Raw genomic sequence first — 24,601 nt, forward strand, 5'->3', positions numbered from 1 at the left:
TCAAAAGCAATAGTTGAACAGGGTGGTGGCCATGGCGGCCAGTTCCATGGTTTCTTCGTTGTCTGCACAGTGGGCAATGGCGCTGCATTCGGTGCAAATGATCTTGTTGCCAGGGCCGCAGTCTATGCCTTCGATGTTTTCAAGCTCCATGTAAGCAGGGGGTACGTCACCATGGCCTCCCGCCACCAGCGAGCCGTCGTTTTTCAGGCCTATGATGCTGTCGTAGTTGGCAGATATGCTGACAATATCGGTCCAGGAGAGCACGTCGTCGATCACGCCCAGATAGTTGTCGCCAACGGCAATGCAAGTGCCGTCATGCAGCAGACCTATGGTGTCGTAGCGGCAGCAGGCTATCTGGCGCACGCCACTCCAGGACGCGACCTGGGCGTATGGATCGGAAGGGCGCATCCCATAATAGGTGCAGGTGCCGTCTGCATGCAGAAAAACACCGCCGGCGTATGCACCGCCTTCGTCGTTCAGGTCAAAGCCGACCACATTTCGCAGATTGGCCGCATCACGCCAGAGATTTTCCCAGAAAATCATCTCATAGGTGGCGACGAAAGGCGCATCACCGGTGATACCGATGGCAACGGAGGAGCCGGTCACCACGCTTTGCACGCCGGACCATGCCCCAAAATGGGGATAGTCTGGATCCTGGAAAGGTTCGCCGGCGAATATGACACCGCCCCCTTCCTGTATGCCAAGAACATACGAACTGGAGGCGGCAATGCCGGTTATGCCTGTCCAGTTGACGCAGTTTGTCTGGCCGCGGTTTCGGTCCAGGGCAACAACGGGAACGACGGTGCCGTCGGAGAGCAGGGCGTAGTAACTGTCCAGGGCGGCCACCGCCTGGATGGGGCGCACAAGGTAGTTCGGCTCCGGCTGCATGAAGACGCACACGCCGCTTTCAGCGGCAAAACGCTGCATTGTCACGTCGTAGCAGAGCCCGTTTTGTATGCGGCAACCGGTGACGTATGGTCCCCAGGTTGCGCCGGCGTCGGGGTCCTTGTAGAGGACGCCCAGATCTTGCCCTTGCCCCTGCACGCGCATGGTTTGCGGGGTACGGCGTCTGAGCGAAACCCTTTGCAGGTCTCTGTTTATGCCGGTCATGATTGCCCCCCCTGTTCATCAAGCCTGGCCGCGGCCTTGGGGCAGAGCCAGAGGGATTCCACCCTGGATTGTTTCAGGCGGGCGCTGCCTGGACCTTGCAGGCCGGCGCGGGCAGTGCGCCCTGCCGCGCTGCAGGTGATGGAAAAATCCTCCCTGCGCCAGCCAGCCTTTTCCAGCCGGGCATACAGCGGGCTTGCGTATCCGCTGAGCGCCACCATGCCGGAAAGGTTTTGCAACGCATCGAGCAAGGAGTCATGATCCGCGTCACTGAAATCGTGCCGGTAGACACCACCCCGTCGGGATTGGGGCATGTAAGGGGGGTCGCAGTAAAACAGGGTTTCTGGCGTATCGTAGAGCGCAAGCACTCGCCGGTAGTCCAGATGTTCGATCTGCACGCACTGCATGCGCCTGGCGATTGCGGGCAGCATTTCCATGATGGAGAGCCAGCGGGAGCAAGTGCCGGCCATGCCCCGCGCCGAATTGGCCACATTCATGGAAATAGAGCCGCCAAAACGCCCAGAAAAGGACATGCGAGCGACCACAAACCATCTCCAGGCGCGCTCCACGGGGTCCGGGCTCTGCTCCCAGGTCTTCAGGCAGTTAAAATACTCCTCGCGCGAGTAGGGCGTGAGCGACGCCATGTGGCAGAGTCGCGCAAAGAGCACGGGATCGCGGAGGGTGCGAAAAAAATGCACCAGCCCGCTATCCAGATCATTATAGACCTCCACGGCTGCGGGCGCCTTGGCCAACAGAACCGAAGCGCCCCCGCCAAAAGGCTCCACATACGTTCTATGGGGCGGCAGCAGTGGCAACAACCGGGGGGCAAGCCGTCCCTTGCCGCCAAACCAGGTGATGGGTGAGCGGAGTCTGCGAGTCGTCATCTTACAACTATCCTGTCGTTGGAGAGTCCGTCCACGTCAGTGTCCAGATAGCCTTCCTTCACCGCTTTGAAGAGATGCTCCCCGGTTGCGATATTGGTGAGGTGCAGTAGGCCGTCTGTGTCAGTGATGCCTGCCAGGTTGCCATCCAGATAAATCTGCGCTCCTGGGACGGCTGCCTCGGTGGAAAAATCCTGCACAAAGATGGAAAGTGCCTTGTATTCCACAGATGTGGCGGCAAGCTCGGGCATTTCTATGCTGAAAATTCGGTAGGGCTCGGTTTCCAGATCATCATAAAGAAAGAACCAGAGGTCCCCCACAAAATTGACAGGCAGGGTCCAGGTCCAGCTGCGGTAGCTGGCAACACGCCGCACCGTGGCCAGCACAGAGCCATAAAGCGGTGCATCGTGCAGGAACTCCAGGCAGGAGTAGCCTTTGCGCGCACATTGGGAGAGAAGGTTGCGCCCCTATGGTTGCCAGATGGCAGGGGGGTGGGGTGCGGCAGGGTCCACCCAGACAAGAGGCGTCAGCGCCGTCACCGAAACTGTTTCTACAAATGGGTACTCAAGGGGCGCCACCGTGGCGGCCGCCAGGTTCAGCTGTTGGGAGTAAAGCGCCTCTTGCCTGGTGAGCCCGCCCAGACGCCCCGGCCCCAGGGATTCGTGGGCAGCGCACAGGTTCCACCCCTGCAATAGTTCCTCCGGTCCCCACAGCCTAACCTCCAGGGCATCGCCAGGGGCGATTTCTCCCTGGGGCACTTCCACATACAACAAGGGGCAGTCCTGCTCCTTTTGCTCTTCGGAAAAGTCCAGCACAATTGTCGGATCGCTCATGGTATCACCAGCTTGAGCGCCTGCAGGCGGTATAGCGTGGCGTCATCCGGATCGGCGTAGTCCACGACAGGGGCGGTTTCCATGATCGGTGCATCCCAATGGCGAAACAATACGAGAAAGGAAGCACCGTCATGCAGGGTCAGCAGCATTTCTCTGCCAGGAAAGCCGGCCCATTCCTGCAATACTTTCAGGTCAGAGCGCAGGATCCAGGCATGGTCGTTGCCAAGGGTTATGGGGCGGCCCGAATCGCCGGGCGCGGCGGCAGCCATGGAGACAAGCCGGCCCGAGACTGTGCGTTGCGCAGAGCCCGACGTGCGGGTCCAGGCGAATTCGTCCTGCCAGAGCAAATCCGGTGGCAGGGTGAGTGCGTCGAGTGTTATGGCCATGATGTCCTCAACGTATGGTGAGCGTTGTCGCCGCTGGGGCGGAAACGCGGCTTACAAGTTGATCTGCCCTGACCACGACCTGAGCGCCTTCTGGCGCCTGGCCGTATACCTTGCGGCGTGCTCCGGTGGAAAAACGCACCACGATGCGTGCGGCGTCCAGTACGCTTTCCACCGTGCCCAGGCGAAGGCCGGGTGTGCCGGAATCCAAGAGAGAACGCAGGCTTTTAAGGTCGTTCATAGTGTCCCCTTTGCGAGTTGTGTCAGCCCTTTACGCAGGGAGCGCGCGACCTGGCGCTCCGCCCACAGGGTATGGGCGCCGCCACCGATATTCAGGGTGATGGATCCGAAATCGGCCCCGCCTGGTTGCGGGGCAAGCGAACGGGAGACGGATTGCCCCGCAACCAGACCGCCAGTTGCGAAATGACGCGTCGCGCCAGGGCGGTGCAGCGCCGGGCCAAGAGTCTGGGACAGGGCCGCGTCAAGGCTGTTCAATTTTTCCAGTGCATCCAGGCCAAGGTTTTGCACCGCCTCTTTTCGCAGCACGAATTCCCCCGGCATCAAAAGGGCGGGCACGGAATCGCGCCCTGGAATGGAGCCGGGCGTACGGGGCACTTGGCCCCCTTTGGCAAAGCCGACTGGTCCGCCTGTCGCGAGCCAGTGCCTGAAACCGGTGATGTCTGCACTGCCGTATTGCGTGTTCAGGTCGTTCAGTGATTTATTCCAGTCAATTTCCAGCTCCTGGATGCGGTGTAGCGTCTCCAGGTAATATTTGCGCATTTCCAGACGCCCGGAGCGCTCCGTGTTGATGCCTTCGCGCTCGGTTTGGCGCACGGCCCGGCTGGATTCACGGTCCAGCTTACGCTCAAGCGAGCGGATCATGACGCCGGCGCGCCGCTCTTCCGCCCGCACCAGCTTCTCCAGACGCGTCATCTCGATGGTGTATTGATTGCGGACCCCGTAATTGCCGTAATAGCCGGAGCCCGATGCGCCGTTCATGGCGTTCACAATGGCCTGGCGACGCAGGTATTGGGCTGTGCCTTCCGCGCCCCGGGCGTTGTAACTGCCCCCCATGTGCCCGCGCACCAGTTGCTGGCTTGCCATCTCATCGCGCAGCTTCTGGATATTGGCGCGCATTTCCTCGATGTTGGACGCCGCTTTAATGGCCGTGTTCTGCACCTCGGCCACGTATTCGTCGGCGATTTCCTCCAGCATCATGCGCAGCTCATCCACAAGGCTTTCCAGCTCCAGCCGCTGCATTTCCAGCATGGCGGCAAGTTCTTCGTTGCCCTCCTGCTTGGCGGCATTGATGCGTTGCACAAAGTCCTGGTTCATCAGGTCCTTGCTCTGGGCCAATTCCGCTGCTGCGCCCAGCAGTCCGTCGGCTTTTTCCTGGGGGGGTGTGGTGGTGTTTTCAAAAACCTGCAATCCCTTTGTTGCCGCACCAATGACCTGGGAAAGGTATTGTGCGGGCGCATTGCGCAACTGAGGCAATTGCAGCTTCTGCACCACGCTCTGCACCATGGAGCCGTGGCGGGATGCGATCTGTGATGTGCTGCGCACATGGTTGTTGCGCAGCAGGGCATCTGCCTCAGGAATCCCCGTGGTGGCCAGCCCGCCAGAGGCGAACCGGGGGAGCATGTCTACAAGGTGGGGCGGCAGAACCAGCCCCCCGGCCGCAAAGCGCGGGGTGACGGTCAAGGGAACTTCCGGCAGCCGCATGCCGTTCAGGGCCTGCAAAAAGCCAAGGCCATATTTGCGGACTGCTTCCTTGCGCAGTACGAATTCACCGCGCATCAGCATAGCCGGGACGTCGTCTTCGTGACCGCCCCCAATGGTGATGTGTGGGGAGGCAAGCCGGCGGAAGACTCTTCCTCCGGCAGCGTATTTTTCCGGCGGCAGGGGGGAGACGCCCCGCAATTGGTCAAAGGCGCGGGATGCTGCAACCGCAGCACGGGGCAGGGCAGTGGCGTGTTCCGCCATGGCGCGCAGCATGCCGGGGGCGCCCTTACCGGCCAGCTCGCCGAATACCGAGCGGATGCGCTCCAGTCCGGAACCGGCAGGATCGCTTTTGCTGCCCAGTCCCATAAAGGCGTGGCGCATGCGCTCCATGGCTTCAGAAGCAGGGGCCAGGCTGTTTGTAGCGCGCCCCAGAGTGGTCATGCCTTTGGCGGCGCGCAGGCTGTCGCGCTCTGCCTGGCGTGTGGCGTCGCGCAGTCGTGTCAGGGCTGGTGTCGCCAGGTCTCGGGCTTCCAGGATGAGTTGTATGGTTGCTCTGTTCACGAGAGCTCCTTCAAATGGCGTTCTAGGGCTTCTGGCGCCCCCCGCGTGGCAAGGGCCATATCCGCGAGGCGGGCGCGACGTTCCTGACTGGCAGCTTCGCGTTCACTTTTCAGGCAAAGGGCAAACCACTCCCACCCGTAGGCATGGGCCTGCCCGTGCCCCCTGCGCACCAGAAAGGAAACGGCGCGGCAGATGGCTGCCATGTCCAGAACGCCTGTTCTCAGCTTGCGGCCGCGCTTTGCTGCGTTGCGGCGTCTTCTTCCTGAGTGGGGGGCAGGTTCAGGCTCGCGACCAGCCGTTCCAAAAAAGGGGCGTTCACCTCCTCAAACCCTTCCCAAAGCTGCAGAAACGTGTAGCCGCCAATGTTGCGCACCTCTTCCCCCAGGTCGCAGCAGGCTTCCAAAAGTTGCAGCTTGAGCTCGGGGTCTCCCAGGAGCATGTCGGCAACATCCCGCATGGACAGGGTTTTGGGTCCATTTTCCGATTCTTCTGAAGACCCTATGGCGCCGAGCACTGCCTTGTGCAGCAGTGGCGCCAGCAGCGGCGTTATCTCCCGCACCAGAACGCCAAGGGATTCCTGTTGGCCGCCTTCTATGGTTGGCAAGGTGTCCAGGGTTACAACCTTCTGTCGTCTGAGCATGTCATCTCCGGTAAATGCGTAAAATGTTGCAGGCGGTGGAAGAAGCTCCACCGCCCTGGTCATGGTGGGGGGCTCAGCTCATGGCAGGCAATATGCGTGTGCGGAAAGGGCTGGCTTTGTCGTCCGGGGTTTCGGCCGTACCGGTGAGGACCAGCTTGTTGAATTCCGGGGTGATGAAGCCAAAAGCCTCGGTGGGGCTGACGCGCACGCGCCACACATCGGTGATCATGCTCAGACCGCTTACGTCGTCGTAGCCGTCCAGGCGCAGGGCCAGCAGGATGTCGGCCTTTACGCCGCCGTCTATGCCGTACCCTTCTCCCGCTGCAATGGCGGCGGCATTGAACGTCACTTCGCTTGCGTCTCCATCGGCAATGCTTCCATCCGGCAAGGCCATGATCAGGCCAGCTTCGGGCTTGACCAGAAAATCCACGCCTTCGGTTTTGTCGGCGATGGTAACCCCGGAAACATTGTAGGCGCCCAACTCCATCCACTGCGAATGGGGCAGGGAAATAGTGACGCTCTGGGCGGTCACCTCACTCTGGCTGAAATCCGCTGCCGCGCCGGCCAGGGCCAGCGCCAGGTTGTCGCGGCCAAAGGTGTCCACCTCGATGCGGATATCCACACCGTCCAGGCGTTTGACGGTGTCCAGCGTCTGCCCCCTGGAGGCGCGTTGAAAACTTTTGCGTTCGAGCTGCTCCACTTTTGGGGTGAGCTGGAACAGGCTGGCGTTGCCGACGGGGCGGTAGCCACCCGTGGCGTCGGCAAGGTCCTTTACCAGCAAATCGCCCGAACCGATGAAACCGTTATTGGAAGAGAGACCGGTAGGCATGGAAGTGCTCCTTGGTTGTGACGTTGGCGAGCATTGCACCCCTGAAAAGGTTTGGATGCTCATGCGTATTGTGTTGCGATAATTGTTATTGTTTCAGTGAAACGGCCAGGTAACATTGGGGTGGCGCCACCGGACTACATACCTGTGTGGTCATGTACGTATGTGATACGTGCGCGTAGCCACGCCCCAACATAGGGAGGGCGATGGGCAGCCTCGGTTTCCGGCAACACCGTGGTATCCATGGCCAGCCCCCCGCGTCTGCGGTCAGCGAACAGCGCCTGCCACAGCCCGTCCAGCATTTGCGAAAGGGTCGCATCCGGCGTTGCGGCTTCCAGGGCGAAAACATAGATGTCCACGTCCAATGTGGAGACAAATTCCTTGCCTGCTCCAGCGCGGCGCTCTTGAACCGGTTTGGGCAGGTGGGCCAGGGCCGAGACCACGGGAAACTGGGTCTGCGCAAAACCGTCCAGTTCCTCTGCCCAGGCATAGGGGCGCCGCACCACCGTGGTTACCCAGTCCAGGGACTGCACCGCAGCCAGAATGTCGCGCACGATGCGTTCGCGTTTGCTCAGCGCCATGGGGAAGCCTCCAGTACGCGGGCTGCCAGTTTTCCAAAGGGGTGGCGGGCCTGTTCGCGCCCGGGAAACAGGGGCGTGCGGCCGGCAGGGACAAGACGGCAGCCGCTTTCTTTTCCGGGAAATCCTTGGAACAGCTTGCGTTTGCCCTTTTTTTGCTGTGTAGATGCACCCATGAAGGGGGCGGAGTGGACCGGCAACCCTGCGGCCAGACTGCGCTCAAGAAACAGGGCTCCTTCCTGGGGAGAGAGGGTGATGCCCTGCACCCAGCCGGAAGTTGGGGTGGCGTATCTGGTAACGTACATGCCTCACCCCCGTAGCAATTGGCGGCGCGCCGCAGTTGTTTCCACAGTGTCGGCAAGGCCGGAGCCATCCCAGTCGTATCGCAGACCGGAGCGCACCAGTTTTTCCAGCAGCGCTGCATACTCCTTTTCATAGAGCAGCCGGTGGCGCTCGAAGCCGTCACTCTCACCCTTGTTGTATTGCATCAACCGTTCATGGATCACGGCCAGGGTCTTGAGCACTGAAAGCCGCCGCAACGCCTGCAGCTCGAGCCGGGATGGCTGCATGGGCATGGTGCGCCAGTCCATGCCGCGGGCTGCGGCCGCGGCGCGGTACCACTGCCGTTCGATGTCGTCGAGGAGTTCCTCTTCAGCCATTTCACGCAGTGCCGCAGCGCCTTCCGGCAGCAGTGCAAGGATGCCTGCGCGACGTCGCTCAAGGTCCTGATCTGTAGAATAGGGCATGGTTCAGCTCCTGCTTTCCGGGGTGCGTGCGTCATGGGTGGTAACGGGAACCGGGGCGGACAGCATCTTTTGCAAATGGCTGACGAGTTCGTCGCGCAATTTTTGCACGCGGATTCGCTTGTCCAGCCGCAATCCCAGCCGTGCCGCCGTTTGCAGCAGCTCGGTCCTGGGCATGGTTTGCGCTGTCAGCAACAGTTGCTGCAACGCTTCCGCCGGGTACTGCCTGTGTTGCCTGCCCGCAGATGGCGCGTGGTCATGCTCAGGTCTGGAAGGCTTTACATTTCGCTTCTCCCAAAGGGTGTGCTGCGCCGGGTCCAGGTCCGTGGCATTGATGCGCAGGCAGCGTTCAGGATTTGTTGGGGATACGATGCGCACTGTTGCTACTGCGCCCATGCCGCACTCCTTGTTCTTTCGTGATTGTCATGTGTCGCCTTGATCGAGAGGGGGGCGGTTTCTGTGAACCACCCCCCACCTTCCAAATGGGCCTCCGGCCAGGGGAAGCGCCACCGGGTAATCAGGGAAATCAGACGTCGCGTCGCAGCACCACAGCCAGATTGGGATCAAGGCAGGCCACCCCAAAGAGCACATCCAGGGTCACGTTCACCGTGGCGGACGCATCGATGTAGGCCAGCCGCGAACGGATGGAGAGTCCAGTGGAGGGATCCGAGATCACCGCCATGTTTGCGCCTGCGCCGTCGCCGATTTCCGGCAGGGGCGCAAAGGCCAAAGCAAAGGCATTGCGGTGGAACATGAGGTTGGCGTGGTAGTTGTCCGCATGCACGTCGGCGGCGCTGCCATCATCAAAGGAAACGGCGCTGCCGTCGGCGTAGTTCTGCACAAGGGGAGGGTAGACGCCGACCTGGGCGTTGGCGCCGCTGGTAAGACTGGCGTCTTCGGCGACCACATACCGCTGGGTGTGCCCTGCAATGGTAAACCCATCACCCGCGGCAAGATTTTCGGCGCCGGAGAAATCGGCAATGGATATGGTGGTCGCGCCCTTGAGGTGATCGCCATTGAGGCTGCCGGCAGTATCTGAGCCGGCTGCAACCACGGAGCCGGAAGCATGCTCTGGCAGGTTTTGGTTCACGAAGTGCTCCACACCGAAGCGCGTACCCAGAGAACCCAGGTAGAGAGCGTCTGCAGAATTCGCCCCTGCAACGGCTGCGGAGTGGAAAACATCCCGTGCAAGGAAGGCGGCTTCCAGCTCGCCATCGATGGCGAAGTGGACGTTGCCGGCATCCACCAGGGCGCCGGCATTGGTGCGCAAAACCTTGCGCGTGGCCAGGATGTCCGCCTCGGTGGGGGGGGCGGCGCAATCGACCTGCCAGGGAATGTTTTTGTACAGACCGGTAAGCTGGGCATCCACATAGGACGCCAGGGCATAGGCGGCGGGGGCGATGTGTTCGTCCACCAGACGCTCCCCGCCGTAGGCAAGTTCCTTGTCGGTGACGGCGAATTTTACCTCGCGCCAGTTGTTCAGGGAGATGGTAACCGAGTCGGCCTGCAAATCAGGGGTGTTGCCTGTTCCGCCGGCCTGGGTGGCAAAGGATCCCGGTCTGCGGATGGAGATGGATTGCCCCAGATTGGCGCTGCGGCGTTCGGCATCGTAGCCGCGGTGGACGCGGGTGGCCATGCCCAGGGCCTTTTCCAGATGCAGCAGCGCCTCCTGGGCGTAAAACGTGGGTTGGTATGCGGTGAGAGAATTGCCCATAGATGCACCTCGCTATTGGATGAGCAGCTCGCTGCCCAGCTTGGCCGCTTTTTCTTTTGCGCGGCGATAGAGCAGCGGATTTCTGGCCTGTTCCTTGGTTATGGTCACGGGGCGACCGCCTTGTGGAGAGCCGGTTCCGGCTGCTGCGCCCGAGCCAGCACCGGAAGAAGCCTTGAACAAGTGCGGCGCCTCCGCCATGAGCTTCCGGGCCCATTCAGCAAAATCCATGGGGGCAAGCCCATCTTTGGCGTAGATGATGTTGCCGTCGGCATCGCGGGCAACAGGGCGCCCCTGCTCGTCGATGGAGAAAAGAGCCTTGCCGCGAGCAACCACATCGGGCCAGGCGTCCTTGTGCACTTCGCCCACCTTGGCGACGGCATCGCGGATGCCGCGCTCCAGCACTTCTGCAGCCAGGCGATCGTTTTTTGCCTTGAGCTCTGCCTCCAGTTCCCTGATTTTGGTCTGAAGACGGGCGATCTGCCCTGTCTGCCCTGTCTGCTCCGGCTGCCCCTGCTGTTCCGGTTGCCCGGATTGGGGAGAGCCGGCGTCGGGCTTTTTTGCCCCTTGCGCCTCCGCAGGGGATTGTGCGGCCGCGGCTTCGCGCATTTGCTGCAACTGCTCCTTCAATTGCCGCAGCTCGCGCTTGAGTGTGTCGCGCTCCGCGGACAGGGCCGCGCGCGCTTCTCCCACCGACTTGTCCACGAGTTCGCGGACCTCCGGGAGTTCCTGCCATTGTTCAGGAAGAGTCGTTTCATCTGTCATGCGTGTGCTCCTGACGCTGTTCTGTCCGGCTTGGCCGGATGTTGGGCCTGGCCCCGGAGCGCTGGCGACAAAAGGGCGTTGCCGCTGCGTTGCCATGGGGCGCCGTCGTTCATGCGAGGGAAGACTACGCGTCAAAAAACCAAAGCATCAGAGGGCAACGTTTCACCCCAAAGCGTAGGGTGAAGCGTTTTATAAAGACATGTCAGGGAAGTGGACGCACTAGAATGGCGCGACATGATTGCTGAAAAAGATAGGGATTAAGGGAATTACGAATGCATTGCTGCGAAACGGAAAAAAGGAACGTGGGAAAAGGCCATTTTTAAATGGCGCTTTCCCCGTGCAAACAGGGGGGAGCAATTAACGGCTGGAGATGAAGCGGACACCAACGAGGGTGAGAAGCCCCCCGGTTATGGCGTCCAGCAGGCGTTGCCAGCGCAGGTAGATGCGGCGTGCGCCGGGCAGGGAAAAGATGCAGGCTACGCCGCCGTACCAGCAAATGGAGATGCCCGTCAGCATGATGATGGCGACGGCATAGAGCCAGACGGGCGCCCCGTGAGGCAGCAAAGCGCTGAACATACTACCGAAAAAGACCGCCGTCTTGGGGTTGGAAAAGCTGGTGTACAGCCCTTGTCTGAAAGGAGGGGTGCGGAGCGCCTGTGTGCTTGTGGGCGTTTCATTCTTATGGTTTGCGACACTGAGCAGTGTTTTCAGCCCCAGATACAGAATATAGACTCCGCCGATGATCCGGGCGGCGTCCAGGAGCCAGGGAAACAGCTTGAACAAGGCCTGCAGGCCCAGAAGGGTGGCAATGGCCCAAATGGCGGCGCCTACGGCGACCCCCAGGGCGACGCGGATACCCGCCTCCCGCGAACAGCCAAGGCTGGCGCGTGTAACCATGATGAAGTTGGGCCCCGGGCTGATGACCGCCGCCAACCATATTCCAGCAAATCCGGCAAGGGAAAGAACATAGTCATGCATGATGGCCTGCATCTGGATTACCCCATCTCGTCTTCATTGAGCACGTCGTTGACCAGCGCCCGGAAGTCATTCACTACCTTATCCCCCCCTGCGTATTCGAAAATGGTCATGCCGTAGCCAGGGGCTTCCGCCAGCCGTGGGCTGTAGCGAATAGGGGTGAGCAGGTAGCGGCCGTAGAGTTTCTCAAAACCTTCCAGAATCTCCGTGGAGTTTCTGTTGTTGCGGTTCAGGAACGTGGGCAGAATGTATTTGAGCTGTACGCTCTTGTTGTATTTCCTGATGGAGGAAAAGCTTTTGAGAAATTCCGAAAGCCCTTGCACGCTCATGACTTCCAGGGAAACGGGCACCAGAACTTCCTTGACGTAAAAGAGTACGTTTACGGTGAGCGGGTCCCACCCTGGAGATGTGTCCACGATGATGAAATCGTAATTGACCTCAAGGGGGGTCAATGCCTCGGTGAGTGTGGATTCACCGCCAAAGTCTCTGCGGTCTATGAAGCGTTTGAGCTCAGCCAGGTTCTTGCCGCCGCCAAGCAACCAGAGACCGTCGCGGGCCTTGGTCAGGCATTCTTCAAGGGGCTGATCGCCCATGACGAATTCAGTGAGTCCGGCTTTGGGTTTGACGCCAAGCAGGTAGGCGCATTGGCCTTGGGTGTCCGTATCCACAAGCAGCACGCGGTTGTCCCGCAGTGCCAGGCCGTGGGCCAGATTTACAGATGTTGACGTCTTGCCGACACCGCCCTTGCTGATCATCACGCCAACGGCGCGCGCCCGTTTCAAAGGGAAACGGTGGTCACAGGCCTTGCAATGCACAATGGCCCGTTTGGTGGGGACTTTACTGTCGTCAATGGTCCGGGTGAAGTTACATTTGGGACAAACAATTTCCATTGCATTCGCTCCAGTTCGCAGCTGACTGATACTTCGAAAGAGACCTGAATCGCCTTTACTTGTTCAGCTTTTTGACGATCTGCTTTAGCAGAATGCTCTTTTCGCCTTTCACCTCGAACTCATGCAACACAATAATAAGGGCGTTGTTGATGATGCTGGACATGGAAATCTTTTTTTCCAACTCGGGGTCCACCATTTTGCGCATGCGGTATTTTGCTGATTTGAGCATTAGGTGGATTTTTTTGGAAAAATAGATGGTTGTTTTCTTTTTTCGCGGTGCCAGATGAAAGGATTGGACATCCTCGAAGTCTTCTTTTTCAGGTTCCACCAGCTTGCGCAGATCCGTAGATATGGCCGGCGCCGAGAAGTTTGTGAGCTTGAACGCACGGTGTACAACCCGTTGTAATTCTTTGGGATCACGGTAGATGAGCTTGTCCAGGTCGTCGGTTTGGAGAGAATTCGCGTCTGTCGCAGCGCCTAGCACCTCGGAGAGGATGTCGCTCGTGCGGCGTTCTTCGCGGGTGGCTGTCTGATTCTTGTCCATGTAATCGCTCCCTGGTCGGGGGCGGTCGTGGCTGTCCCCCGGCTTGCAGTCTTTGTAAACAGTCTGGACCTGATCGACATGCGACCTGCCGGCTCAAGAAGCCGTGCAATTTTGGTATGTAAGGACCAGTCCAGAAAGATAAGGACGGGGCATCCTGCTGCATGCCCCCGTCTGTGACAGCCTGATCTCTGCTTGTTTCCCACGTGTTTGCAAAGAACACCCCTGCGGGAAGATAAGGCCGCCACATTCCGTTTCATAACAACAATACAACAGACTCTCGGGAAAAGCCAGAGTGGAGGGCAAAATGGCGGTCTGTGCGCAAGTCTGTTCTTTTTTGGTGGCTTTGGATGGTTATTTCCGCTCTTCGCTGTGTGATTTCGCCCGACAGTTGTGTACACAAACGATAATTATATATACTAGTCTATAGTGTTCCTTTCCACGTTTGGTATTCCATTCAAATTTTTGCTTAAAGAGAAAATGTGCATGTTTTAAGCATACCCGAAAGGTAGGAGAAACTACGAAAAAACGATTGTCTGTACAAGGTAAATTGCTGTATTTATGTATATTATAATGTATTCTAAAAAAGGCTTAACAATGAGCTTGTGTCGGTGTATTGTCCGCACGGATTTGCCAATTGAACAGTTGTGCATACTGTTTTGCCAGTTGCATCCACGTCATCGAAGTGAAAAATCTGGAAAAAGTATAGAGTAATGTTTGAACCAGTTATGGAAACGACCGTTAGTGAGGGATACCAGATGGGGATTGGAGACAATCACAAGCAGTTTCTTAATGCAGTCAACCTTTTCAGCAAATCAAATCGTTACTGCGGTATGATGCCTCGTTGGGTTGTGGATTCCTGCAGCTCCAATGCTGTTCGTGAAGCATTTCAGATGGGCTGTGTTGCCTACAGCTACGTTGATTCGGATGATTTTCCCGGCCTGGAGGGCATGATTCTCACGGACAAGGGAATCAAGGCACTGGAGTCCTGATACCTCTTCGGCTTCTGAGGCCGAACACCCTTGGCGCTTGCCGAAACTGATCCGGACTTGTCAGTACACCTTTTCCTCCTCCCAAGCGCTTTTTTTCACAAGATACCCCCCTTTGCAGCGCCTCCCATCTCCATCTTTGGAAACGTTTACATCGCCCCCTTGCACGGCATGCAGGGTGCGCTTCTTTTCGCCACGCTACGTCCGAAAAAGCCGCTATCGGCCTTTTTGATTAGCTAAGGGGAGTGGTCGCCTAGTAGGCCCTGACACCGTGGTGTCGGCTCTATCTTTGGGAAAAGGCCTTGAGAGGCAGGGGGGTCAGAGGCGTTGGTGCGCCAGTTCCTGTTCCAGTTTTTCCACCACCAGCTTGTTCCCCCAGAAATTGAACTGGCGAATGCGCTCTTCATAGACAGGAGCGTTTCGTTCCATTTCCTTGAGCGTGGGGAGCAGCTGACTGAAATTCAGGACGTAATCACCGAAGCCGAGCTTCTTCAGGTTGTAGGCGTTGAAAAATTGTTCGTACATCAACTGGATCGGCAGGCAGACCACAGGCTTGCCAAGATACAGCGCCTCACTGATGAGGTTGTGCCCCGCGTTGGATACCACGTAGCGCGCCGTACTCAAGTCCTCCAGAAATCCATTTTGGGAAAAGGGCTTGAAGATCAGGTTTTTCCTGGGGGGGTGTTCGCCGAATCCATAGACATGGAACGTTCGGTCCATCTTTTCGAGTTCTGGAAGCAGCGCATGGAAGGTGCCGCCGCTGGTATAGACCAGACCGTGGTCGCCCTCCCCAGGGGTGAACTGCAAAACCCGTTTGCGCAGAATGGGGGGGACAACGCTTGCAACGCTGGCGTCCTTGACCGGAAGCTGGAAAAAGGAACTTATGATAAATTTTGATGCGTTACTGTAAAGGCATTTGATGGGGAAAAACGTCAACAGGCGATCCATCAGCTTGCCTTCAGGAATCGCATAGTCGCAATGGGTCAGTATGTGCTGATGATCCAGGCTGATGCACGGCAGCCCCATTTTTTTGGCGGCCAGGGGCACGAAGAATTCGTAATCGGAAATGATGAGGTCAGGGCGGAATTTTTCAATTTCCTTGATGCAGTTGCGGATGGTTTTCTTTTTGCCGAGAAGGAGGCGCGCGGCGTTGGACAACGTGGCCGCGATATCGGCCCGGGTGTCCTTATAAAAGGTGCCCAGCATGGGCAGTTCATACACGCGGTGCCCTTCGTTGCGCAGTTCAAGGACCTTGCCCCCCCCTGCAAAGAGATAGTCATGGTCCGGCATTTGCTGCACCACGGAAAGGGAGCGGCTCAGATGCCCTCTGGCATCCCCCATTATGGCGTAGAGTATGCGCGCCATTATCAGGACTTGTGATGCTGCTGGTGCAACTGCGTCAGGAGCAGGTCCGCCAGGGTGAGGCGAACCATGGCCTTGATGACGGGGACGATGCGTGGAATGGCGCTGATGTCGTGGCGCCCTTTTGGTTCAAGGGAGACAGTCTGCCCCTCGTCGTCAATGGTCATTTGTGGCTTGCTGATGCTGGGAATGGGTTTGACCGCAGCACGCAGGACAATGGGCTGGCCAGTGGAAATGCCGCCAAGAATGCCACCGGCATTGGTATTGGCCATGCGGAAAGCGCCAGGCTTGGGCAGGGGGTCGTTATGTTCGCTGCCCAGCATGGTGGCGGCCGCCACACCGGAACCGATTTCCACGGCTTTAACAGCGCCGATACTCATGACAGCATAGGCAAGCATGGCGTCGAGCTTATCGAAAACCGGCTCGCCAAGTCCTGCTGGAACGCCCATGGCCTCCACGGCGACAATGCCGCCAAGACTGTCGCGCTGGCCTTTCACCTCGGCCACGCGTTCTTCCCAGTTTTCTACGATGGAAGGGTCTGGCGCAAAGAAGGGCCGGTCGTCAGCGCCCTCAACATCCAGCACCTCTGCACGTACACCGCCCAGTTCCAGCGTATAGGCGTAAACAAATACGCCATGGAGCTGGAGCAGGGCCTGGGCAATGGCGCCGCCGGCTACCCGGCTTGCGGTTTCGCGCCCTGATGAGCGCCCACCGCCGCGATGGTCGCGGTGTCCGTATTTGGCCTGGTATGTGTAGTCTGCGTGGCCTGGGCGAAAAACATGCCGCAGGTGCTCGTAATCTTTAGATCTGGCATCGCTATTGGCGATTTCGAATCCAATGGAGGTGCCCGTGGTTTGCCCTTCGTATACGCCGGAAAGCAACCGGACGCGGTCGCTTTCCTTGCGGGGGGTGGATGCAGGGCCCTGACCGGGTTTGCGTTTGTCCAGCTCTTCCTGAATGACGTCCTCGTCCAGTGGAATACCGGCGGGACAGCCGTCCACAACGCCACCAAGCGCAGGGCCGTGGGACTCCCCAAAGGTCGTCAGGCGGAAGTTGCGGCCAAAGGTGTTGCCGCTCACGAGTTTGCTCCGTGTTGTTTGCCCTGTTCAATCGCTTGCAGGGCGCTCTGCTCGAGGGTTTCAAGTGGCAACGTCGCATCGAGCGTAATATGGGCGCAGTCCTCGTAAAAGGGTTTGCGCTCTACCAGGGTCTTTTTCAGCTCTTCTTCCAGGGGCAGCGCACTCAAAGGAGGGCGTTGTCCCGGAAGCGGGTCTTTGGAGAGGCGTTTGGCCAGGGTATCGGCATTTGCCTCAAGATACAGGACCAGTCCTGCATCGCACAGTGTGGCCCGGTTTTCCGGCGAAAGAACTACGCCGCCACCGGTTGCCACCACATGGGGTTCAAACGTGCAAACTTCCTGCAGCAATTCGGATTCCTGGGTGCGGAATGTTTCCCACCCCATGGAACGTACGTAGCTGGAAATGCTTCCCCCCACCCGTTCCTCGAGCGCTGCGTCCATGTCGATGTACGGGAGCGCGAGAGACTGTGCAAGACGTTTGCCAAGGGTACTTTTACCGCTGGCGCGTAAGCCTACGAGAAAAATGTGTTTTTGTTTGCAAGAAGTCATATTTCGTTGCTCTAGGAGGGGGCTTTCCAGTTGAGGACACGTTGCGCAGCAATTGCGGCAGCGCCCCATAATCCGGAGTTCTGGTTGTGATTGAGAAGGACAGGAACATCGGCCAGCATGGCTTCATGGGTCTCGCTGGAACGAAATTCTTCACTGAATTCAGGTGCGGCGATCACATCCGGAACACGGGCGGCAACACCCCCGGAGATGAACACCCCCCCAGTTCCCATGACCTCCAGGACATAGTTGCGGCAGCTTCTGGCATAGAAACGGGAGTACCAGCGCAGAGTTTCTGGTCTGTCAGGGGAGGAAGCCGCGTCTTTTGGAAAGCGGGCCGTGACTTCCGCCGCTTCCAGGTCTTCACCGGTGAAGAATTTGTGGAGAAGCTCAAGGCCGCGGGACGCCACCACAATATCACCGATGAGTTGTGTACGGCCGGTTTCTTTTCTCGCAAAACGTGCGAACTCATATTCGGCGTCATTGACAAAAGGGAATTCGCTATGCCCCCCTTCAGAGGGGACAGCGCAGAAACCGCCCTCTGGTAAAGGCATGAGCGCGCATTTGCCCAGGCCGGTGCCTGCGCCGATGATGGCTTTTGCGCCGTCTGCATGGGCGGTGCCGGGCAGCATGAGTTTTGCGTCTTTCACGGCGTGGGTAATGCAGGCATACGCCTGCGCCACAAAATCGTTGACCAGCAGGGCGCGGGGCATTTGTCGGCGCACTTCCTGGTTGTTGAGATCAATGGTCCAGGGAATGTTAGCAGGGGTGCACAAGGTGCCGCTGCGGACTGGCGCGGCGATGGCAATGACAATGGCGTCGGCGTCTTGCAGGGGGAGGGGAAACTTGGATGCCTCCAGCATGGCGAGCAGATCTGCAAAGCTTTTTGCTTCGCAGGTTGGCAACCACACCTTGTGTTTCAGGTCCAGATCGCCCCCTTCGAGCGAAAAATGGGCAAAGCGACTGTTGGTACCGCCTATATCGGCGCCGATGATGTGTGACATGGTGCAGCTCTCCCTCGTAGCAGATACCTCTTGGCGTGGGGGTGCTTCAAGTGCCTTATCTTGCTGTCCTGGTGCAAACGTTTTGAGTCATACACTATTGCCATGGGAAAGGCCAAGTGCTGGAAACGGGGGAGTCCCCGGGGTAAGGTGGGGATTGTGCCCGGAAAAGCCGCATGTTGGCGCGGCGCTTGACTTCGCAAGGGGATGGTATAATCTGCGCACCCTGTCAGTGGACGTGTTATCACTGGGGGTAAAGGACCATACGACGCGATGCGAATGCTCTTTTTAGGTGACGTTGTTGGGCGGCCTGGACGTAATGCGGTAAAACGCCAGCTGCCCGCTTTGCGCGGGGAGTTGCAAGTGGATATGGTTGTGGTCAATGCGGAGAATGCCTCGGGGGGACTGGGGCTTGATCCCGAGGGCGCCGAGGAGCTTTTTGCCGCAGGCGCCGATGTGCTGACTTCGGGGAACCATATCTGGAAATACAAATCCATTCAGGATTACCTCGATCGGGAATCCCGGTTGCTGCGGCCTGCTAACTTTCCTGGAGAGCTGGCCGGTACAGGTATGTGCGTGCATACGCTGCCTGGTTCTGTGGATGGCGGTGAGCATAGCGTTGCCGTGCTCAACCTGCAGGGCAGAACCTTCATGCAACCCCTGGACTGCCCCTTTCGGAAGGCGGATAGTCTTCTGGCCACGCTGCCTGAGGACATAAAGACGATTCTTGTGGATTTTCATGCCGAGGCCACCTCGGAAAAAATAGCGCTGGCCCGCTACCTTGACGGGCGCGTCAGTGCGGTGTTCGGCACCCATACCCATGTGCAGACCAACGACGCACGGGTGCTGCAAGGAGGGACGGCCGCGATTACCGACGCCGGTATGTGCGGGGTCCACGACTCTATTTTGGGTATGCGCGAAGAGCCCATATTCGAACGCTTTCTGACCGGCATGCCATCGCGCTTTACGCTGGCCAAAGGACGCGCAACGCTTTCTGGCGCTGTGTTGGAAACAGACGACGCAACCGGTAGGGCTGTCAGCATCGAGCTTTTTTGCCGACAACCCCAGGAAGGTTGAGAACACTGCAAACCTTGCAAATGGAAACAGGCATGGATCTTAAAGAAAGTATGCAGCTCATCGAGCGCGGCGCAAATGAAATCATCTCTGTAGAAGAACTGACCGACCGGTTGAAAAAAGGGCAGACCCTGCGCGTGAAAGCCGGGTTCGACCCTACCGCGCCAGATCTGCACCTTGGGCATACGGTTCTCATTCAGAAGCTGAAGCATTTTCAGACGCTGGGGCACCAGGTCATTTTTTTGATTGGTGACTTCACCGGCTTGATCGGGGACCCCACAGGCAAGAGCGAAACCCGCCCTGCGTTGACCCGTGAGCAGGTCCTGTCCAATGCCGAAACCTACAAGCGTCAGATTTTCAAGATTCTGGACGAGGAGAAGACTGAGATCGCCTTCAACTCGCACTGGATGGACAAATTTTCCGCTGCCGACTTTGTAAGCCTGGCATCGCGTTATACCGTGGCGCGGATGCTCGAGCGCGATGATTTCCACAAGCGCTATACCGAAAATCGCCCCATTGCCATTCATGAATTTTTGTACCCCCTTGTGCAGGGGTATGACTCCGTGGCCTTGTGCGCCGATGTGGAGCTGGGCGGCACGGACCAGAAGTTCAACCTGCTTATGGGGCGCACGCTGCAGCAACAATACAAGATGGCGCCGCAGGTGATCTTGACCATGCCCATTCTGGAAGGGCTGGACGGCGTGCAGAAGATGAGCAAATCTTTGGGCAATTATGTGGGTATTGAAGACGCCCCTGCTGATATGTTCGGCAAGCTGATGTCGGTTTCCGATGCGTTGATGTGGCGCTATTTCGAGCTGTTGTCCGACAAAAGCATCGCGGAAATCGCCACATTGAAGGAAAGGGTCGGCGATGGCCGGGATCACCCCAAAAAGGTGAAGGAATCCCTGGCCTATGAGATCACGGCGCGGTATCACGGAGCCAACGCGGCACGCGAGGCCCAGGAAGGCTTCAACAAGGTATTTGCCGGCGGCGGGGTGCCTGAAGATGCTCCCAAGGCTATGGTAAAGGCAGGGGAAGACAGCAAGCCCCTCGCAGTATTGGCCGACAGCGGTCTGGTTGCTTCCCGCGGCGAGGCAAAGCGGCTCGTACGTCAGGGAGCCCTTTCCGTGGATGGGCAGCGCTGTGAAAATGCTGAAGAATCTCTGCCCGCTGGGGAATATGTGATAAAGCTTGGCAAGAAGAGGTTCTTGAAGCTCACGGTCACTTCTTAAGTATGGTTTGCGCGGTGCGCGTGTGCGGCAATGCACACCCCACCGCAAAACAGGGCGTCTGTTTTCAAAGTCTGCCAGCTTCGCTATCTGTTACACCAGGATGCCACCTGCTCCCTGCGGGGAAGGAGGTGGACCAGGAAGAGGCGGAGCGCAGGCAATAGTCTTGGTTGCAATCGTAACGCACAATGTCTTTTCCTGAAGTGAATGGACAGCGGAATGCTAACGGCGTTTTGCATATATCACCCTGTATGATCCTGATGCGGACATCGTCCGCGCGGGGGGCACAAGCCGCACGCCTGTGCGGCAAGGAGCATCACATGGTCTTCGGGAAGAAAAATAATACGGCGCCGGAAACTGAAGCTTCCGTGGACGCCGGCATCAACGTGTTTCTTGGTGCTGGCACACGGTTTGAGGGCCGGCTGGAATTCACAGGCACCGCCCAGATTTCAGGTGCGTTTACCGGCGAAATCGTTTCCAAGGGCGTTTTGGTCATAGGGCAGGGCGGCAAGGTCGAAGGCTCTGTCGAGGTAGGCCAGATGCGTGTTGCCGGGGAACTCAACGGCACTGCCAACTGCTCGCAAAAGGCGCTTTTGCAGAGGACTGCCGTCTGTACTGGGCAGATGTACACCAAGGGGCTGGCAATGGAAGATGGCGCTATCTTTGATGGCGACATTTCCATGGGGAAGGAACCTGGCGGCAACGTATAGCTTCTGCGCATCGCTACCAAATGAACGACACGTTCATACGCTGCAAGTACACAGAGCAGGGCGCCTAGGTGTGCTGTGTGTGTCAGGATTCGATAAGGGAATCCGCGTCGTCGTGGACAAGGACCATGGCGACCTTGCGCAGGTTTGGCTTGTAAGAGCCATTTTGCACCTGCTCCTTGAGGCGTTGCAGTTTTTCTTCGCGAGGGGTGAGAAGTGACTGCTCCCCATCATCCATAGCTTGCGCAAGTGATACAAAACCATCAGCAGGAGGGGATGCTTCCTGCTGTGTTTTTTGGGCGGGAGACGTTTGTCCGCCTTTTTTGTATTCCTTTTCGCGCATTGCTATGTCTTTTTTACAATTTTCTACAAAAGTACACCTCAATACTCCATGATGCTGCGGCTGTGTTGAACAGCCTGCACAAAATATCGGTGTGAGTTGATGAATATTTAGGGGTGTGTTTATGGGGAAAATGTTCTGATGTGAGGAAAAGGGCGTGGCGTAAGCGATACAGACCGAAAAAAAAATCTGCTTTTGTCTGTCTCGGGGGGGAGGGCTCTATAACAATGCAGAGCAGGTATACTGCTCGTGCAGTTATGCAATTTATGAGCGGAATACTACCCGCATACAGCAACAGGCAAAAAGAAGACCCTTTTGCATTGCGCTCCAGAGCAGGGGGAGCATCGAAGGTGTGGGTGCAGGCAGTGCGTGACTAGAAACGGATAAGCGGCACCCAAAAACCCGCCTTGGTTTCCTTTTTCTGCAGAAAATACTCATGGCGTTGGAGGTCCCCATCGCCGTCTTCATCCATCTGCTTGAAAACAGGGTCGGTATCCACATGGCTGAAAAATGCTTCCAACTCCTCGACACTGAGTTGTCCGTCCTGGTTCATGTCCGCCTGCTTGAGGAGCCGGCGGCCATCCAGTCCCAGTTCGCTTCTGGACAGCATTTCGTTACCGTCCGTATCCAGCCTGTTGAATGCGGACTCAAGCAGCAGCTTGTTTTTTGACAACTCGCGGAACTCACTCAGCGTGAGCACCCCGTTGCCATCCAGGTCAAGAATATCAAAGGTCTCCACCCCTGCTCTGCCTGGCAAAGGGCTGAACAGGCCAAAAGACAAGACCGCAATAAACGTTATGAAGGAAAATTTTCTTAACATGGCGAATCTCCTGCGTATTACTCCAAATAAGCCAGTGCGATCCTAAATACGTCGGCATAGCTCCGCTTCTGGCGGATCGCCAGGCTCAGTTCCAGACTCATTTCCAGCTTTTGTCTGGTTTCGGCGATGATGGCGTCTCTGTGCACTTGTAGCCTCTTGCGCACAAAAGGCGCATCAAAGCCGTCAATGACCAGTGCAAGCCCGTCACAGAAAAAATTCGATTCGATAAATTCCAAAAAGGGTTCGCAGGCCATTTTACTTTCACGTCGTGACCATAGGACGTAGAACAAAAGTGTGACCATCAGGCGGTCATCCTTCAGTCTGTGCCCTACATTGAATAATTTGGCCTTGTCATCCACACCGTCGGTGGCCTGCTGCACAAGTTCCTGGGCATAGGCAAATGCTTTTTCCTCATTCAGGGGAGAGCGGGCGTAGTGCGCCGTCATCTTGGCCAAGGTCTTGCGTGGATTTTCAACTGTTGCAATGTCCAGCAGCGTCAAACGCATCAAATCCATTTTGCGTGTGAGCACAGCCAACGTGTTTGTTCGCTTGATGGCGGCATAATGCGCAATCTTGTCTTCCGGCAAATCACCGGTCACGTACTCCAAAAGGTTCTTGATGGAGGGTTCGCTCGTATAGGCCGCCTCTTCCTCCAGAAGCTTCAGGTTACGTTTGCCTTCCACAAGTTTTTTAATTGAAAGCCAATAGGCGGCAACTCCTTCTAAAGGAATTTCCACAATGTCGAAGTCGCGTTGAATACCGGTGGATTCCACCTGCACTGGCTCCCTGACGAGGTTTTGATGCTGCATGGATAACTCTATTCTACCCCAACTAGCTGAAACAAGGCAAGAACGCTTCGCGCTTCTCGTGGCGCGGAGAAACGCATGCCTGCCAGCAGCCGGCAATATGCTGCACAAACAGCTGTATTTGGTGTACTGAGAAGGTACAGCGTCCATCGATGCAACGTCCAGTTCTCCGGCTATGCAGTCCGCATCAGTCAGGCTATGCAACAAAAGAACGGTGCATCCGGAAAAGGTCCTTGTCTATAAATAAGGATCACGTGCTTACTGTCAATGGCGCTGAATATGTGAATAATGTTGTAAACAGAGTGTTTGAAAAGGTACGGCGTTGTATGCGCATTTATCTTGTAGGCGGTGCGTTGCGGGATGCATTTATGGGCCGGGCGCTTAGCGACCGCGATTACGTTGTGCTTGAAGCAGGAAAGGCCGCATTCATGCAACAATTCCCCGGAGCAAAACGAATTGGCGGTGCACTGGGCATTTATGTGATCAATGGATGCGAATACACCCGCAGCGATGCAGTGGATATTGAGAGCGATTTGCGCACCCGCGACCTCACCATAAACGCCATGGCCAGGGAAGTGTTTTTGCAGGCGGATGATGACGCGATGCAGCGACAAGGAAAGATCATCGCCCACCCCAAGGCAATGCAGGATATCGCGGCGCGCATCCTACGCCCCGTGGCGGTGGAGAATTTTGTCGCCGACCCTTGCCGCACCATCCGGGCGGCGCGGTTTGCCGCGACCTTGCCTGGTTTTTCTGCCGGCCCCGGATTGTTCGTCGCCATGCGGGCTGGTGTTGCGCATGGCCTTAACCGTGTGGCGGCCGAGCGCATCGGGTATGAAGTGCGCAAGGCTTGCGCAGGCGTCGCCCCAGCGCGGTTCCTGTCGTTTCTGCACAGCGGCGGCTGCTTTACAAACGAGACAGGGTGGTTTGCTCCCTTTGTCCTTGCGCCGGAACTGACTGACAAGGCGAGCAGCCTTATGCAGAATATGGCCGGAATACTGTTGCGAGCCCGTTCTGGTGTGCATTCCTTGCCCCCCAAACGCGACGCGGCGGCCATGGGCGTCTATATGGCCATGTGTCGGCACATGGGGCCCACCGTGGCGTACGACTTTGGCGTAACCTTGAAACTCCCCGGGACATGGATACGGGCAGGGCGTGACGCCGCCGCCCTGTTGGAGAGCATTCGCGGGTACGCAACCCTCTCTTCAAAGGAAAAGATCAGCTTGCTGCTATATTGCCACCGCACCCGGTTGGCTGGGCTCATGACCCTGCTGGCCATGGCGCAGTATGGCGTGGCTGCCCATGAAGCAACGGGCGAAATAATCCGCAAGGATTTGCAGACAATATTGAATGTGCGTCTGCCGGCTCACCAACAAGGCAAGGGGCGCTCCTCAGGGAGGGCCCTGTCGCGGCTGCGCATGCAGGCTTTGGAAAACTGACGGTATATCCTTCCATAATGGCTGGAATTAATGCTGTTTAGGGAAAGATTTCCT

Annotated in this window: 31 protein-coding genes; 5 read left to right on the top strand and 26 right to left on the bottom strand. The window is 57.7% G+C overall.

What is annotated here, in order from left to right:
* The 19 genes from ACZ5EH_RS10465 to ACZ5EH_RS10555 form a co-directional block, all read right to left on the bottom strand.
* The gene (locus ACZ5EH_RS10465) at positions 1–1,110 is read right to left on the bottom strand and encodes a hypothetical protein (protein WP_464278070.1); all 1,110 of its coding nucleotides are present in this window, start codon (positions 1,108–1,110) and stop codon (positions 1–3) included.
* Positions 1,107–1,991: a DNA adenine methylase gene (locus tag ACZ5EH_RS10470; protein WP_464278071.1), complete on the bottom strand. Its 885-nt coding sequence runs from the start codon at positions 1,989–1,991 to the stop codon at positions 1,107–1,109. Before ACZ5EH_RS10470 ends, ACZ5EH_RS10465 begins: the two co-directional genes overlap by 4 nt.
* On the bottom strand, positions 1,988–2,362 hold the full coding sequence (locus tag ACZ5EH_RS10475) for a peptidase associated/transthyretin-like domain-containing protein (RefSeq protein WP_464278072.1): 375 nt from the start codon (positions 2,360–2,362) through the stop codon (positions 1,988–1,990). The genes ACZ5EH_RS10470 and ACZ5EH_RS10475 overlap by 4 nt, the downstream gene beginning before the upstream one ends.
* Before the next feature lie 93 nt (positions 2,363–2,455).
* Positions 2,456–2,821, bottom strand: coding sequence for a hypothetical protein (locus ACZ5EH_RS10480; protein ID WP_464278073.1), 366 nt, complete (start codon positions 2,819–2,821; stop codon positions 2,456–2,458).
* Complete coding sequence (locus tag ACZ5EH_RS10485; protein WP_464278074.1) at positions 2,818–3,207, bottom strand: hypothetical protein; 390 nt, start codon at positions 3,205–3,207, stop codon at positions 2,818–2,820. Before ACZ5EH_RS10485 ends, ACZ5EH_RS10480 begins: the two co-directional genes overlap by 4 nt.
* A gap of 7 nt (positions 3,208–3,214) precedes the next feature.
* Positions 3,215–3,445 (bottom strand): hypothetical protein, encoded by a 231-nt coding sequence (locus ACZ5EH_RS10490; protein WP_464278075.1) that lies wholly within the window; start codon positions 3,443–3,445, stop codon positions 3,215–3,217.
* Positions 3,442–5,487 carry a hypothetical protein gene (locus ACZ5EH_RS10495; protein ID WP_464278076.1) on the bottom strand — a complete coding sequence of 682 codons (2,046 nt, stop codon included), beginning with the start codon at positions 5,485–5,487 and terminating at the stop codon, positions 3,442–3,444. The genes ACZ5EH_RS10490 and ACZ5EH_RS10495 overlap by 4 nt, the downstream gene beginning before the upstream one ends.
* Entirely contained in the window at positions 5,484–5,690 is a 207-nt protein-coding gene (locus tag ACZ5EH_RS10500) for a hypothetical protein (protein ID WP_464278077.1), read from the bottom strand. The genes ACZ5EH_RS10495 and ACZ5EH_RS10500 overlap by 4 nt, the downstream gene beginning before the upstream one ends.
* A 17-nt stretch (positions 5,691–5,707) precedes the next feature.
* The gene (locus tag ACZ5EH_RS10505; protein WP_464278078.1) at positions 5,708–6,127 is read right to left on the bottom strand and encodes a hypothetical protein; all 420 of its coding nucleotides are present in this window, start codon (positions 6,125–6,127) and stop codon (positions 5,708–5,710) included.
* 73 nt (positions 6,128–6,200) lie between these two features.
* Positions 6,201–6,956, bottom strand: coding sequence for a phage tail tube protein (locus ACZ5EH_RS10510; RefSeq protein ID WP_464278079.1), 756 nt, complete (start codon positions 6,954–6,956; stop codon positions 6,201–6,203).
* A 134-nt stretch (positions 6,957–7,090) separates the two neighbouring features.
* Complete coding sequence (locus tag ACZ5EH_RS10515; protein WP_464278080.1) at positions 7,091–7,534, bottom strand: hypothetical protein; 444 nt, start codon at positions 7,532–7,534, stop codon at positions 7,091–7,093.
* Entirely contained in the window at positions 7,525–7,836 is a 312-nt protein-coding gene (locus ACZ5EH_RS10520) for a hypothetical protein (RefSeq protein ID WP_464278081.1), read from the bottom strand. The genes ACZ5EH_RS10515 and ACZ5EH_RS10520 overlap by 10 nt, the downstream gene beginning before the upstream one ends.
* A gap of 3 nt (positions 7,837–7,839) precedes the next feature.
* Entirely contained in the window at positions 7,840–8,277 is a 438-nt protein-coding gene (locus ACZ5EH_RS10525) for a hypothetical protein (protein ID WP_464278082.1), read from the bottom strand.
* Positions 8,278–8,280: 3 nt separating this feature from the next.
* On the bottom strand, positions 8,281–8,670 hold the full coding sequence (locus ACZ5EH_RS10530; RefSeq protein ID WP_464278083.1) for a hypothetical protein: 390 nt from the start codon (positions 8,668–8,670) through the stop codon (positions 8,281–8,283).
* Positions 8,671–8,800: 130 nt separating this feature from the next.
* Positions 8,801–9,988, bottom strand: a complete 1,188-nt coding sequence (locus ACZ5EH_RS10535; protein WP_464278084.1) for a major capsid protein — start codon at positions 9,986–9,988, stop codon at positions 8,801–8,803.
* 12 nt (positions 9,989–10,000) lie between these two features.
* Positions 10,001–10,750 (bottom strand): hypothetical protein, encoded by a 750-nt coding sequence (locus tag ACZ5EH_RS10540; protein ID WP_464278085.1) that lies wholly within the window; start codon positions 10,748–10,750, stop codon positions 10,001–10,003.
* A gap of 357 nt (positions 10,751–11,107) precedes the next feature.
* Complete coding sequence (locus ACZ5EH_RS10545) at positions 11,108–11,728, bottom strand: LysE family translocator (protein ID WP_464278086.1); 621 nt, start codon at positions 11,726–11,728, stop codon at positions 11,108–11,110.
* A 17-nt stretch (positions 11,729–11,745) separates the two neighbouring features.
* Complete coding sequence (locus tag ACZ5EH_RS10550) at positions 11,746–12,615, bottom strand: AAA family ATPase (protein ID WP_464278087.1); 870 nt, start codon at positions 12,613–12,615, stop codon at positions 11,746–11,748.
* Between the two features lie 55 nt (positions 12,616–12,670).
* Complete coding sequence (locus ACZ5EH_RS10555; protein WP_464278088.1) at positions 12,671–13,159, bottom strand: hypothetical protein; 489 nt, start codon at positions 13,157–13,159, stop codon at positions 12,671–12,673.
* A 725-nt stretch (positions 13,160–13,884) separates the two neighbouring features.
* Here ACZ5EH_RS10555 and ACZ5EH_RS10560 point away from each other — a divergent pair.
* Positions 13,885–14,148, top strand: coding sequence for a hypothetical protein (locus ACZ5EH_RS10560; RefSeq protein ID WP_464278089.1), 264 nt, complete (start codon positions 13,885–13,887; stop codon positions 14,146–14,148).
* 315 nt (positions 14,149–14,463) lie between these two features.
* Here the strand turns inward: ACZ5EH_RS10560 and ACZ5EH_RS10565 are convergent, their stop codons facing one another.
* The 4 genes from ACZ5EH_RS10565 to ACZ5EH_RS10580 are packed head-to-tail and all read right to left on the bottom strand — an operon-like array spanning position 14,464 to position 18,135.
* Positions 14,464–15,510, bottom strand: coding sequence for a glycosyltransferase family protein (locus ACZ5EH_RS10565; protein WP_464278090.1), 1,047 nt, complete (start codon positions 15,508–15,510; stop codon positions 14,464–14,466).
* Positions 15,511–15,512: 2 nt separating this feature from the next.
* Entirely contained in the window at positions 15,513–16,586 is a 1,074-nt protein-coding gene (gene aroC / locus ACZ5EH_RS10570; protein WP_464278091.1) for a chorismate synthase, read from the bottom strand.
* Positions 16,583–17,134, bottom strand: a complete 552-nt coding sequence (gene aroL, locus ACZ5EH_RS10575) for a shikimate kinase AroL (RefSeq protein ID WP_464278092.1) — start codon at positions 17,132–17,134, stop codon at positions 16,583–16,585. The genes aroC and aroL overlap by 4 nt, the downstream gene beginning before the upstream one ends.
* Before the next feature lie 11 nt (positions 17,135–17,145).
* Positions 17,146–18,135 (bottom strand): glucokinase, encoded by a 990-nt coding sequence (locus ACZ5EH_RS10580; RefSeq protein WP_464278093.1) that lies wholly within the window; start codon positions 18,133–18,135, stop codon positions 17,146–17,148.
* A 276-nt stretch (positions 18,136–18,411) separates the two neighbouring features.
* Between ACZ5EH_RS10580 and ACZ5EH_RS10585 the strand changes: the two genes are divergently transcribed.
* From ACZ5EH_RS10585 to ACZ5EH_RS10595, 3 genes are all read left to right on the top strand, one after another.
* Complete coding sequence (locus ACZ5EH_RS10585) at positions 18,412–19,209, top strand: TIGR00282 family metallophosphoesterase (RefSeq protein WP_464278094.1); 798 nt, start codon at positions 18,412–18,414, stop codon at positions 19,207–19,209.
* Between the two features lie 32 nt (positions 19,210–19,241).
* Entirely contained in the window at positions 19,242–20,438 is a 1,197-nt protein-coding gene (tyrS, locus tag ACZ5EH_RS10590; protein WP_464278095.1) for a tyrosine--tRNA ligase, read from the top strand.
* Positions 20,439–20,755: 317 nt separating this feature from the next.
* Positions 20,756–21,145 carry a bactofilin family protein gene (locus ACZ5EH_RS10595; RefSeq protein WP_464278096.1) on the top strand — a complete coding sequence of 130 codons (390 nt, stop codon included), beginning with the start codon at positions 20,756–20,758 and terminating at the stop codon, positions 21,143–21,145.
* Positions 21,146–21,227: 82 nt separating this feature from the next.
* Here the strand turns inward: ACZ5EH_RS10595 and ACZ5EH_RS10600 are convergent, their stop codons facing one another.
* The 3 genes from ACZ5EH_RS10600 to ACZ5EH_RS10610 all read right to left on the bottom strand — a co-directional run bounded on the left by ACZ5EH_RS10600 (position 21,228) and on the right by ACZ5EH_RS10610 (position 23,111).
* Complete coding sequence (locus tag ACZ5EH_RS10600) at positions 21,228–21,485, bottom strand: flagellar biosynthesis anti-sigma factor FlgM (protein ID WP_464278097.1); 258 nt, start codon at positions 21,483–21,485, stop codon at positions 21,228–21,230.
* A gap of 370 nt (positions 21,486–21,855) precedes the next feature.
* Positions 21,856–22,302, bottom strand: coding sequence for an EF-hand domain-containing protein (locus tag ACZ5EH_RS10605; protein WP_464278098.1), 447 nt, complete (start codon positions 22,300–22,302; stop codon positions 21,856–21,858).
* A 17-nt stretch (positions 22,303–22,319) separates the two neighbouring features.
* Positions 22,320–23,111, bottom strand: coding sequence for a hypothetical protein (locus tag ACZ5EH_RS10610; RefSeq protein ID WP_464278099.1), 792 nt, complete (start codon positions 23,109–23,111; stop codon positions 22,320–22,322).
* Positions 23,112–23,434: 323 nt separating this feature from the next.
* On the opposite strand from ACZ5EH_RS10610, the gene ACZ5EH_RS10615 reads away from it, so the two are divergent.
* A complete protein-coding gene (locus ACZ5EH_RS10615) occupies positions 23,435–24,547 on the top strand; it encodes a tRNA nucleotidyltransferase/poly(A) polymerase family protein (RefSeq protein ID WP_464278100.1) in 1,113 nt (370 codons plus the stop codon).
* Positions 24,548–24,601 lie beyond the last annotated feature (54 nt).

The sequence above is a fragment of the Desulfovibrio biadhensis genome (assembly GCF_055388615.1).